Here is a 12,312-nt window from a genome sequence, read left to right on the forward strand (position 1 = left end):
TTTAACCTCCAAAATTAGTTTTTAAGGTGTTTCCTATAATTTTAATTCCTTCAACAATCTCGTTTTCTTGTAGCCTAGAAAAGCCTAAACGCAGCGTATGTTTTCCATTATTGTCCGTATAAAATACATGGCCTATCGAAAAAACAACGCCTTTTGGGTAACATGCTTCCAGGAGCTTTTGTGTATCTATATTGTTATTTAGTTCTATAAAAAGGTGTAGTCCGCCGTCACCAGTTATCCGTTTACAGGGGATATATTGCTTACAATAATGGACAGCAAGCTCATATTTTTTCTTATAGACTGCTTTTGCTTTTTTTATATATTTTTCAAAATAGCCATCATTTAAATATTGATATAACACTGCTTGATCTAATGTTGATGTATGAATGGTACGAGCTCTTTTCATACTTTCCAAGTAATAAATCAACTCTTTGTCTGCTAAAATCCACCCCACCCGTAAGCCAGGAAAAAGAATCTTAGAGAAGCTACTAATATATATGACGTTATTGCCAAGTCCACCAAAGGCAGCTAACGGTGCTAGATGTGATCCTGAGTAACGTAATTCTTCATTAAATCCATCTTCAATAATTGGCAGTTGATAGGATGAAAACAGATCCATCATTTTCTTCCTTTTTTCTGAGGATGTTACGATACCCGTTGGATTATGGTAAGACGGAATCAAGTAAGCAAAATCATATTCCTTTTCGGATAGGGATTTTTCTAACTTCTTCACATTAACACCATCGTTTTCCATTTCAATTCCATCGATTTCAAAGCCGTGTAATTGAAAAAGCTTAAGGGCAGAATGATGGGTTGGATTTTCGCAAATAAGACGGCCATTCTTTTTATTTAAAGAGGATAAAAGTAAATCAAGGCCTTCTGTAAATCCATTTGTAATTAAAATATCTTTGTTACTAGTATCGATTCCTTTAATCTCCATGTAATGAAGCAGATATTCGATAAGTGGTTTATAGCCCTTTGCATAGCCGTAGTTGAGAACAATATCTCCCTCTAGGGACATCCGATTTAAAAAAGCTCTTTTGAAATTCTCTACATCAAAAAGCTTTTCATCGGGGGCGATGCTAGTAAATGAGATCATTCCTTTTTTCCAGCCCACTCCATGCTTCATGAGGTCCATCTTTTCTGCTAGAAAGGTTTGCCCATTGATCTTTTCCGTCCAATTCAAATGGATGGATTGGGATTTGAATGTTTCAACATGGCTTACAAAGTGTCCTTTTCCTTTCACTGCATAGATAAGCCCTTCTTGCTCCAAATCTGTATAAGCCGTTAGAACGGTATTTCGACTGATGGATAATAATGAGCTGAATTCTCGGGTAGATGGAAGCTTTTTGTGTTCAAGTAAATGTCCGTTGGTAATCATCCTTTTAAGATAATCCTTCAGTTGAATATATATAGGACGGTCTTCCGTTAGCTTAAAATCGTTAAACAATGAATTCATCCCCTTAATAACATTTTTACATTTCTGAATTGATTTCGAAAGGTCCACGTATTATGTATTTTTCCAATCCTGTGGTTGGCCACTAAGTTATTAGAGGCAGTGATAGAGAAGTTTATTATTGATGTTTTATTGAATCCAACACAATGAGTTGTACTCTGGCATTAATTTCTGTGGTACCTTTTTTACAAAGTAGGGAAGCAGGAGTGGGAAAAGAGAAGATCGACGAAAGTTAAGTGATTTAAATGAGAAGTTAAATAACCAGTGTATTCTTTATTATAAATTATACAAAACTATAGGAAACTAAAAAACTGCTTCCAACGAATTAACGGTGGAAGCAGTTTTTTAAAGTTATTTTTCGATATCTACAGCTTTAAGGTCAATTTCACCTAGCTTGTTTGGTGCCATGTTTTTCACATAATCTTTTTCTACATAGTTGTTTACATAGAAGTAGATTGGTGCGATTGGCATTTGTTCAGCTAGCACTGTGTTAGCTTCTTTTAATAAATCAAGACGTTTGTTTTCGTCCGTTTCTTTTGTTGCAGAAACTAGTAAAGATTTGTACTTTGGATCTTCCCAAGCAGTATCATTGTTACCATTTTTAGCAGTATCATAACGTTCTAGGAATGTGTAAGCATCGTTAAAGTCAGCGATCCAGCCCATACGCGCTACATCATAATCTAGGGCAGTTACTTTATCAAGGAATACTTGCCATTCTGAGTTATCCATTTTCACTTCGATACCTAGGTTTTTGTGCCAGCCTTCTTGAATATATTGTGCGATAGCAGCGTGTGCTTCACTTGTGTTGATAGAAATGCCGATTTTGATATCGCTAGCTTTTTTGATACCTAATTCTTTCATACCTTCTTCAAGTGCTTTTTTCGCTGCTTCGATATCGTTGTCTTTGAATTTGTTGTTTTGATCTTCAAATCCTTCGATTGCAACTGGTACATTGCTCAATGCTGGTTTTTGTCCGCCTTTTAATACATTATCAGCTAAGCCTTGACGGTCGATTGCGTAAGATAATGCTTTACGGATGTTTGCATTTTTAGTGAATTTACCTTTTGTATTGAATTTGTACTCATAGATAGCAGCATATGGCATAGATTTTAAAGTTTTGTCTTTTTTATAACCATCCATTGCATCAAGTGGAACAGTTTGGTATGGAGAGCCTAAGTAATCTAGATCTCCGCTTTTGAACATACGGTTAGCAGTTGTTTCAGATTCAACCATTTTAACGTTAACAGTAGATAAAGCTACGTTGTCTTTATCCCAGTAATCAGCATACTTTTTAAGAGTGATTGAGTCATTGTGTTTCCAGTCGCTTAATGTGAAAGGACCGTTTGTTACATAAGTATCGCCAGCTTCAGCGAACCATTTTTTATTATCTTTAACTACTTTTTCGTTAACAGGCATATAAGTATAGAATGCTGTTAATTCTAAGAAGTAAGGTGTTGGGTTTTCAAGTGTTACTTCTAATGTTTTCTCATCAACTACTTTGATGCCTAAATCATCAGCAGAACCTTTTCCACCGTTAAATGCTGCCGCGCCTTTAATAGGGTAAAGGATTGAAGCATATTCAGAAGCGTTCTTTGGATCTAAAGCCCATTTCCAAGCATAAGCGAAGTCGCCAGCTACAACTGGATCGCCATTTGACCATTTTGCTTCACGCAACTTGAATGTGTACGTTAATTTATCATCGCTTACTTTTACATCCTCCGCCATTGCGTTTTGAACATTACCGTCTTTATCTACACGAGTAAGACCCTCAAACGCTGCACGAATGATAGCACCAGAAGTACTGTCCGTTGCCAACTGTGGATTCAAGCTTGGTGGTTCAGAAGCAATTGAAAGATTTAACGTTTTATCTTCGTTTTTGGTAGTGCCAGAAGATGATTGCCCGCCGGAAGAGGTATCTTTTTCTTTCGTTCCGCCGAAGTTACATGCAGCAAGTACTAGCATTAAAGCTGATAATAGCACAAGCGATAAAAACCTTTTCTTCATAAAAATCCCCCTTATCTAATGAAAAATTTAGCTACTTGAGAAGAGTAACTATTAATACTATATCAAAGGATAAAGTAGAATAAAACAGAATTATTAAATTTATTAAAATTTAATGAATATTCAGCACTATTATTTCGCATATCGAAATATATCGTTCTATGGAATATGAAATATATTTAAGAGGAGAGAACTAGATAATAAAAAAGAGAAGTGGCTTCTCACTTCTCTTTTTCTTGTTTCATCTTATGCAATTAGCGAACTACATATCATCTAACCAAAGAATAAATCTAAGATATTAGAGGAAGCAGATGACTTTTTGTTATAAAATTCTGCATACCCACAGTTTTTGCAATACACCACAATAAATTGATTGTGCTGAATATCAAACATCTTGGACAAACCTGTGCCCGTCATAGCAACTTCTTTTGTAACAGCATCCGTACAACCACACTTAATACAACCTTTACCTTCCAATTCAATTCCTCCTTTTCATTTTGTCTATGATTCATCTACGAATAATTGAACCAAAAGATTCATTACGATTTTTATATTATTAGAATACGTTAGATCTTCCTCTGATTTAGTTCCCGAGCAAATTTTTCTTCAATCTCTTTTTTATTTCCATAGAGAAGTACTTGGTCACCTTGATTTAAGGTACAGGAGAATAAATCCTTTCTTATCCAAACTTCTCCTCTTTTAATGAATAATATACGTATGTCTTCTTCCTCATCTAATATGTCAGAAATCCTTTTGCCCACTAGTTTAGAGTGTTCAGTAATATCCATTTCCGTTACAAAATCCTCACTGTCTAGATATAAAACATCTTTTAGAGGGCGCTCATATATTTGAAATTCATTCTCTAACTCTCGTTTAAAAGATCGTGTTAATTTTTTTCGAGTTAAAGGTAATTTTAAAATCGCCAGAATTACAAAGAGTACACCGCAAATGATGGATAGCTCCTTAAGTCTTAAATCGTCCGACAGAATATTGCTGATGGAGGAAATAATGACCGCAAGTGAAAAGGCACCGAATAATATAAGAAATGATGCAATTTTTCTTCGTATCGGATGATCAATGATAATCTTGGATTCATCTGTCGTGAAGCCAGTGGCTGTTAGCATTGAGATGACCTGAAACCTCGATATTTTTGTTTTGAGGCCGGTAAAGTGAAATAACATGACAGAAATCTCAATAACGAATCCAATAATCACAAAATATAACATAATAAATACGTAGCCCATCTTAGCTCACGCTCCTTATCCCTCCTTTAATTACCCGATTCTTGCTTCTTGAGAAACATGCTACTTTTGTTATCTAAATCTCAAATGCTTTTAAGATATAGAAGGTAACCCTCAAATATAAAAGAATTTTCAGAATTTACTGTTGACAACTGGTAAAACGAAAATTAGAATTTAATTGTATTACAACTAAATAATTAATCGTTTAAAAAGTGTTATATAGTTTCAGATTTTAATGTTCCATATTCTACAATTAGGGGGTTACACCACATGTACAATCCGCAAATTGAAACAATGGCGCGTTCTGAAATGGAGAGCTTACAGGTTGAGCGCCTTCAAAACACAGTAAGGTTAGTCTATGAAAATGTAGAATTCTATAAAAATAAATTTAGTGAAATAGGGATTACACCAGAGGACATTAAATGCTTGGATGACATACTAAGGCTCCCATTTACAAAAAAACAAGATTTGCGGGATCATTATCCATATGGTTTATTTGCTGTTCCACAAGAGAGGCTTGTGAGAATCCATGCTTCATCAGGAACAAGTGGGAAGCCGACTGTTGTTGGTTATACAGAGAATGATTTAAAAGTTTGGAGCGAAATTGTCGCCCGGTCCATAGTGGCTGCGGGAGGGAAGAAAACAGATATTTTCCACAATGCATATGGCTATGGATTGTTTACAGGTGGGCTTGGCTTACACTACGGTGCTGAAATGTTTGGAGCGGCAGTCATTCCCATATCAGGAGGTAATACAGAACGGCAAATCACGGTTATTGAAGATTTCAAACCGCGTGGAATTTGTGGAACCCCATCTTACATTTTAAACATAGGTGAGAAGATGCTGGAGATGGGTAAAGATCCGAGAGAAACATCAGTCGAATATGGCATTTTTGGTGCTGAGCCCTGGTCTGAAGAGATGCGGACTAAGCTTGAAGAGATGTTTAATTTGAAAGCAGTCGATATTTATGGATTGAGCGAAATTATGGGGCCGGGTGTTTCAATTGAGTGTGCAGAAGCGCAAGATGGCCTGCATGTACAGGAAGATCATTTCTTTGTAGAGGTAATTGATCCGATGACATTGGAACCAGTCTCAGATGGAGAAATTGGCGAGCTTGTTTTTACAAGCTTAACAAAGGAAGCGTTTCCAGTTTTGCGTTATCGTACAGGTGACCTTGCCTCTTTATCAAGAGAAAAATGTAGCTGTGGACGGACAACAGTCAGAATGTCTAGAGTAAAGGGACGTACGGATGACATGATTATTATCCGCGGTGTAAATGTCTTTCCATCTGAAATAGAGCGGGTGTTACTTCAAATCGATGGACTTGTGCCGCATTTCCAAATCCATCTTATCCGCAATGGAGCAATGGACGAAGCAGTGTTACATGTCGAGATAGAAAGCAAACTATATGAGGAAATAGGCCAAGACTTGTCAAATGAACGTGTTTCGAAAATAAAGAAAGAAATCCAGCGAGTGATGAAATCTACATGCTTAGTGACCATAAACACTGTCTTTAATATTCCTAAAACAATCCCAAGGTCAGAAGGGAAAGCTGCCCGAATTGTAGATTTAAGAAATTCTAAGGCGGTAGTAGTGTAATAGAAACATGGAAGGACGGAATTGCATGAATGAAAATCAGAATATTTTTGATATTACGATAATTGGCGGAGGACCAATCGGCATGTTTACTGCTTTTTATGCAGGTATGCGGAAAATGTCCTGCAAAGTGATTGAAAGCCTGCCGCAGCTTGGCGGTCAGCTATCGGCTCTTTACCCAGAAAAATATATCTATGATGTGGCGGGTTTCCCAAAAATCAAGGCGCAGGAGCTGGTTGATAATCTGAAAGAACAGATGGACCAATTTCAACCGACTATTTGCTTAGGGGAATCAGTTGAAATTCTTGAAAAACGAGAAGATGGCATTTTTGAGTTAACAACAAATAATGGCATTCATTATACCAAGGCCATTGTTATTACAGCAGGAAATGGGGCTTTTCAGCCTAGGAAGCTGGAGTTGAAAGAAGCAGAGAAGTATGAAGGTCAAAACCTCCATTATTTCATCCAAGACCTCAACAAATTTGCCGGTAAAAAAGTGCAAGTGTTTGGAGGAGGAGATTCAGCGGTAGATTGGGCGTTGATGCTTGAACCAATAGCTGAACAGGTTACTATTGCCCACCGACGAGATAAGTTCCGTGCACATGAGCATAGCGTGGAAAATATGAAGAATTCGTCGGTTACGATCATGACGCCGTTTGTTCCAACAGAATTAATCGGTAAAGATCGGATTGAAAAGGTTGTGCTGGAGCAGGTAAAAGGCGACCGAAAAGAGACGATTGAGGTGGATGATGTTGTCGTCACATACGGCTTTGTTTCATCGCTTGGACCTATGAAGAATTGGGGTCTCGAGATTGAGAAGAATAGTATTGTTGTTAACTCAAGGATGGAAACGAATATTGAAGGGATTTACGCTGCCGGAGATATTTGCACATACGAAGGAAAGGTAAAGCTTATTGCCAGTGGTTTCGGCGAAGCGCCAACTGCAGTTAGCAATGCCAAAGTGTATATTGACCCAAAAGCAAAAGTGCAGCCATTGCACAGCACCTCTGTGATGGGAGAAAGCGAAAAAAACATAGCAAAATCTGTGTAAACTACCCCTTACAAAGATCAAAGGAGGAACTTTTATCATGCCGAAGTACACCATGGTGGACAAAGAAACTTGTATTGCATGCGGTGCTTGCGAAGCCAGTGCACCAGATATTTTCGATTATGACGAAGAAGGCATCTCTCATGTCATTTTAGATGATAATGAAGGACGCGTTGAAGTTCCTGAATATCTCCTTGAAGACTTAGAGGATGCGGTAGAAGGTTGTCCGACAGATTCAATAAAAGTGGAAAGTGAGCCATTTTTCGCTGTGAAATCCTAAATAGTGCTTTTATTAAAAGTGGGGAAGCGCAACAAAACCTGATAATGGTGGAAATATTTCTTTGACACATAACATATAATCGTAACGGCGTGTAAATCTGTTATAGAAACTATAAATAAATTATTTTTTAAGGAGGAGAGCTAGTGTCTAATCTGGCAATGAAAAGCGAAGATGAAAAGCTTGAACAATTTATCGAGCGGATTGAAGCGGGAGACAAAATTGAGGCTGATGACTGGATGCCTGAGGAATACCGTATCGCGCTCATTAAGTTAATTTCCATGCATGGTATCAGCGAAATTATGGGAGCGCTTCCGGAAAAAGAATGGGTACCGAAAGCACCGACGCTTCACAGGAAGCTTGCCATTATGGCGAAAGTACAAGATGAAATGGGGCATGGGCAATTACTGCTGCGTGTAGCGGAAGATTTATTGAAGCCATACGGTAAAACCCGTAGCGATATCATGCAGGATTTATTTAATGGGGACTTAAAATTCCATAATGTCTTCCATATGGATACGAAATCTTGGGGAGATGCGGGGCTGATCGGCTGGCTCGTCGATGGTGCAGCGATTATTACTCAAACAAACATGCTTGGCTCCTCCTATGGTCCGTATGCACGAGCACTTCAGCGCATCTGTGCAGAAGAAGTCTTCCATGCCCAGCATGGGGAAGCCATCATTATGGCGCTTGCAGAAGGAACAGAAGAACAGAGAACGATGGTACAAGAAGCAATAAATCATTGGTGGGAATCTTTGTTGATGTTCTTTGGCCCAGCAAGCAAGGAAACAACTGGCTCCTCCAAACAGGACATTACGATTAAATATAAAATCCGTACAAAAACAAATGAACAGCTAAGGCAAGACTTCTTTACAAAATATATTCCACGAATCCTTTCGCTCGGGCTTAAACTGCCGGATCCAACCATGCATTACGATGAAGAAAAACAAATGTGGATCTACCAGCAGCCAGATTGGTCTGAGTTTAAGAAAATTATTAAAAACCAAGGACCACGTTCACAGGCACGCCTCAATCTTCGTAGAACTTCATATGAAAATAACGCATGGGTGCGTGATGCGTTAGCAGCTACAACCAATTAATTGTACCGATGGGAGGTCATATAAATGGCAGAAAAAACATTTTACCGAGAATATGAAGTGTTTAGCAAACGAACGCCAAGTTCTGCTTTTCAGCACCAATTTAGCCTGCTTGCGCCAAACAAAGATATGGCGTTTATCATGGCACAGGAAAACTTTATGCGCCGTGAGCCTGTTGCAGATATCTGGATTGTAGATAGAGAACATATCCGTTCTATGAATGCTGATGAGAAACTGACACTGTGCCGATTGGATAATAAGCAATACCGCACAACTAAAGGCTATGGCTATCTAAAAAAGAAGTGGCGCCATTACGAGCAGCAAATGCTGGATGAAAAAGAAATCCTATCGTGGGGAGGGAACAGCAAATGAGCAGCGGAGAAAACGTATTAAGCCCTGAATACAAAAAAGCATTAGAAAATCTATTGTTTCAATTAGCGGACGATGATTTTCTCATCTCTTTCCGCGGCTCTGAATGGCTCGGCCTTGCCCCGCATATAGAAGAGGATGTGGCGTCTTCCTCCATCAGCCAAGACACAATGGGGCATGCGGCTATGTTCTATACACTGCTTGAGGATCTTGGCGCTGGAAAAGCAGATGACCTTGCACACCTGCGGGAAGCTCAGGATAGAAGAAATAGTGTGCTCGCTGAACGAGTGAACGGTGAAGGCTATTACATGGAAACCCCGAAATATGACTGGGCTTACGCTGTTGTTAGAAATTTCTTCTACACCCAAGCAAAAAAAGTCAAGATGGATTCATTACGGCAAAGCAACTATAAGCCGCTTGCTGAAACGGCTGTAAAAGTAAACATGGAGCTGTACTATCATCTTCTTCACTGGAAAACATGGTTTATTCAGCTTCTCAATACAACAGATGAAGCAAAACGCCGAATGAACGAAGCAATAGAGCTTGTGATGAAGGATTTTGGCGATGTTTTCTCGTACGGAGATGAAAAAACAGCGATTGAACAGAGCGGTCTAATTGCCAGCGAAGATCAATTAAAAGAGGAATGGAAATCGAACATGGAGTTACCTTTTGAATGTGTTGCGATGAAAGTGCCAGACCTTCCAGAAGCTTCGGCAAAGAATGGACGCAATGGCGATCATACGGAAGAATTGGCATCTGCATTAACGACTCTGTCAGAAGTGTACAGATTAGATACTGCAGCAGCTTGGTAAATGAACATCAAAAGAGGTGATCTCAGGTGGTATCACTTGAAGAAGAAATTCAACAAGAAGTATTAAATGCGTTAATGGGCGTGAAAGATCCAGAAATCGATACAGTCAGCATCATTGATTTAGGTATGGTAGAGAATGTGAATGTGGAAGGAAACAACGTGAATGTAGTGCTCCTTCCCACTTTTCTGGGATGTCCTGCATTAGAAATTATTAAGAAAAATACAGTGAATGCAGTGAAAAGACTGCTATCGGTGGGTGAGGTAGAAGTCGAATTTGTATTCCATCCACCTTGGACATCTGAACGTATTACTGAAGAAGGGCACAAAGGGCTGCGTGCATTTGGCATTGCTCCGCCGCCGCAGCACTTTGAAGAAGATGGTTCATGGCATGTGGATTGCCCTTACTGCGATTCTACTTATGTAACCATGGAAAATATCTTCGGGCCTACTGCCTGCAGAAGCATTTTGTACTGCAAAAGTTGTAAGAACCCGTTTGAAGCAATGAAACCAGTATCAACAATCATGTAAAAAAGTGGAGGGATTTAGAATGGCAAAAGTAGTGGCATTATACAAACAACCGAAAGACAAAGAGAAATTTGATGAGCATTATTTTAATGTTCACGGACCCATCACAGCAAAAATTCCAGGTCTTCGTGAAATGAAAGTAACGAGATTTACTAAAAATGTGATGGCAGGCGGTGAACCAGATCTTTATCTCATGTGCGAAATGATTTATGACAGCATGGAAGATTTGAAAAGCGGCATGAAATCGGATGAAGGGAAAGCTTCCGGAAAAGATTTAATGGGATTTGCAGGTGATCTTGTAACATTGATGATCGGCGAGGAAGTAGAATGAGTGCTTTTGACTGTATCGACACATTTATAACAGGCGGAACGGCGGTCATAGAGTTAAACCGCCCCCGCCAGTTAAATGCTCTTAATCGAAAAATGGTAAGTGAAGTCGTGGAAGCAATGGAGTCATTTGACCGAAATAAAGAGGTGCAGGTGATTGTCTTAACCGGAAAGGGTCACTCTTTCTCAGCTGGCGCTGATATTGATGAAATGGCGGAAGATGATCCAATTCAACTGGAATTGTTAAACCAATTTGCGGATTGGGACCATATCTCACTCATCAAAAAACCTATCATTGGAGCTGTGAAAGGGTTTGTATTTGGCGGCGGATTTGAGCTTGCGTTATGCTGTGATCTTTTAATCGCGGCTTCTGGCACCGAATTTAGTTTCCCAGAAGTATCACTCGGTGTTATGCCTGGGGCAGGTGGGACTCAAAGGCTGACGAAACTGGCAGGACGTACAAAAGCGCTTCAGTGGCTTTGGACAGGAGAGAGGATTCCAGCAGAAGATGCTTTAACACATGGTGTGATTAATCAAATTGTTTCCCCGGAATTATTAATGGAAGAAACATTGAAATTTGCGGCCAAGATTGCAAAACAGCCCCCACTTTCTTTACGTCTGATCAAGGATTCAGTTAATAAGGCTGTCGATTATCCACTATACGAGGGCATGCAATATGAACGGAAGAATTTTTATCTTCTTTTTGCTTCACAGGATCAAAAAGAAGGCATGAATGCTTTTGTAGAAAAAAGAAAACCAGAATATAAAGGTAGATAAGGAGCTGCATCGATGTTTGAAACCATTCATTATGACGTAAGAGATGGAGTTGCCTGGCTCACGTTGAACAGACCTGACAAACTTAACGCGTTTACTGCAAGGATGAATAGTGAAATTAAAGATGCCGTTAAGACAGCTTCACGAGATGAAGAAGTCCGAACAATAGTATTCACAGGAGCAGGGCGAGCGTTTTGTTCCGGCCAAGATTTGTCTGAAGTAGATGAAACGATGGATCACGGAGATATTTTAAGATCGCATTATGGACCAATGGTAAAAGAGATGAGGCGATGCGAAAAGCCCATCGTAGCAGCCGTGAACGGAGTTGCCGCTGGTGCTGGATTTTCTCTAGCTCTTGCTTGTGATTTTCGCTTAGTTTCTGAGAATGCTAGTTTCGTTAATGCTTTTATACATGTTGGGCTCATACCGGATTCAGGCAATCTTTATTTCCTAACGAAGCTTGTAGGTGAAGGAAAAGCAGCTGAGTTAGCAATGCTGGGTGAGAAAATACCAGCAGAGAGAGCTGTTGAACTTGGCCTCGCTAATAGAGTTTATACAGCAGAAACATTTACTGATGAAGTACACACCTTTGCAGCCCGTCTCGCAACTATGCCGACAAAGGCAATGGGCTTAATCAAACGGTCACTGAAAGAGGCAAGCACACTTTCATTTGACGAATATCTTGAACGTGAAGCCCAAGGACAACGGATCGCTGGTTTGACAGCTGATCATCGTGAGGGCGTTGATGCGTTTATGCAAAAGAGAAAACCAGTTTTCCTAGGAAAATAAA

At 39.4% G+C, this 12,312-nt stretch carries 14 protein-coding genes; 10 read left to right on the forward strand and 4 right to left on the reverse strand.

The genetic code is table 11. The annotated features are described in order from the left end of the window. Window position 1 precedes the first annotated feature (1 nt). From pdxR to F0527_RS02375, 4 genes are all read right to left on the reverse strand, one after another. Window positions 2-1,450 (reverse strand): MocR-like pyridoxine biosynthesis transcription factor PdxR, encoded by a 1,449-nt coding sequence (gene pdxR / locus F0527_RS02360; protein WP_150283678.1) that lies wholly within the window; start codon window positions 1,448-1,450, stop codon window positions 2-4. 357 nt (window positions 1,451-1,807) lie between these two features. Continuing rightward, window positions 1,808-3,460: a peptide ABC transporter substrate-binding protein gene (locus F0527_RS02365; RefSeq protein ID WP_150283679.1), complete on the reverse strand. Its 1,653-nt coding sequence runs from the start codon at window positions 3,458-3,460 to the stop codon at window positions 1,808-1,810. A 270-nt stretch (window positions 3,461-3,730) separates the two neighbouring features. Next, a complete protein-coding gene (locus tag F0527_RS02370) occupies window positions 3,731-3,934 on the reverse strand; it encodes a zinc ribbon domain-containing protein (protein ID WP_066784624.1) in 204 nt (67 codons plus the stop codon). An 89-nt stretch (window positions 3,935-4,023) separates the two neighbouring features. Beyond that, the gene (locus F0527_RS02375) at window positions 4,024-4,701 is read right to left on the reverse strand and encodes a TrkA C-terminal domain-containing protein (protein WP_150283680.1); all 678 of its coding nucleotides are present in this window, start codon (window positions 4,699-4,701) and stop codon (window positions 4,024-4,026) included. A 267-nt stretch (window positions 4,702-4,968) separates the two neighbouring features. Between F0527_RS02375 and F0527_RS02380 the strand changes: the two genes are divergently transcribed. From F0527_RS02380 to F0527_RS02425, 10 genes are all read left to right on the forward strand, one after another. Next, window positions 4,969-6,297, forward strand: a complete 1,329-nt coding sequence (locus F0527_RS02380; RefSeq protein WP_150283681.1) for a phenylacetate--CoA ligase family protein — start codon at window positions 4,969-4,971, stop codon at window positions 6,295-6,297. 25 nt (window positions 6,298-6,322) lie between these two features. Further along, complete coding sequence (locus tag F0527_RS02385; protein ID WP_150283682.1) at window positions 6,323-7,345, forward strand: NAD(P)/FAD-dependent oxidoreductase; 1,023 nt, start codon at window positions 6,323-6,325, stop codon at window positions 7,343-7,345. Between the two features lie 37 nt (window positions 7,346-7,382). Continuing rightward, window positions 7,383-7,622 (forward strand): ferredoxin, encoded by a 240-nt coding sequence (locus F0527_RS02390; protein ID WP_147194708.1) that lies wholly within the window; start codon window positions 7,383-7,385, stop codon window positions 7,620-7,622. A gap of 158 nt (window positions 7,623-7,780) precedes the next feature. After that, window positions 7,781-8,719 (forward strand): 1,2-phenylacetyl-CoA epoxidase subunit PaaA, encoded by a 939-nt coding sequence (paaA, locus tag F0527_RS02395; protein WP_150284893.1) that lies wholly within the window; start codon window positions 7,781-7,783, stop codon window positions 8,717-8,719. Window positions 8,720-8,743: 24 nt separating this feature from the next. Beyond that, window positions 8,744-9,088, forward strand: a complete 345-nt coding sequence (gene paaB, locus F0527_RS02400; RefSeq protein WP_150283683.1) for a 1,2-phenylacetyl-CoA epoxidase subunit PaaB — start codon at window positions 8,744-8,746, stop codon at window positions 9,086-9,088. Next, window positions 9,085-9,897 carry a 1,2-phenylacetyl-CoA epoxidase subunit PaaC gene (gene paaC, locus F0527_RS02405; RefSeq protein WP_150283684.1) on the forward strand — a complete coding sequence of 271 codons (813 nt, stop codon included), beginning with the start codon at window positions 9,085-9,087 and terminating at the stop codon, window positions 9,895-9,897. Before paaB ends, paaC begins: the two co-directional genes overlap by 4 nt. Window positions 9,898-9,923: 26 nt before the next feature. Beyond that, the gene (paaD, locus tag F0527_RS02410; protein WP_223823509.1) at window positions 9,924-10,424 is read left to right on the forward strand and encodes a 1,2-phenylacetyl-CoA epoxidase subunit PaaD; all 501 of its coding nucleotides are present in this window, start codon (window positions 9,924-9,926) and stop codon (window positions 10,422-10,424) included. 19 nt (window positions 10,425-10,443) lie between these two features. After that, window positions 10,444-10,752, forward strand: a complete 309-nt coding sequence (locus F0527_RS02415; protein ID WP_150283685.1) for an EthD family reductase — start codon at window positions 10,444-10,446, stop codon at window positions 10,750-10,752. After that, window positions 10,749-11,525, forward strand: coding sequence for an enoyl-CoA hydratase/isomerase family protein (locus F0527_RS02420; protein ID WP_150283686.1), 777 nt, complete (start codon window positions 10,749-10,751; stop codon window positions 11,523-11,525). The genes F0527_RS02415 and F0527_RS02420 overlap by 4 nt, the downstream gene beginning before the upstream one ends. Before the next feature lie 12 nt (window positions 11,526-11,537). Next, complete coding sequence (locus tag F0527_RS02425) at window positions 11,538-12,311, forward strand: enoyl-CoA hydratase-related protein (protein ID WP_150283687.1); 774 nt, start codon at window positions 11,538-11,540, stop codon at window positions 12,309-12,311. The last annotated feature ends 1 nt before the right edge of the window (window position 12,312 follow it).

The organism is Rummeliibacillus sp. TYF-LIM-RU47 (genome assembly GCF_008638315.1).
GTDB lineage: Bacteria > Bacillota > Bacilli > Bacillales_A > Planococcaceae > Rummeliibacillus > Rummeliibacillus stabekisii.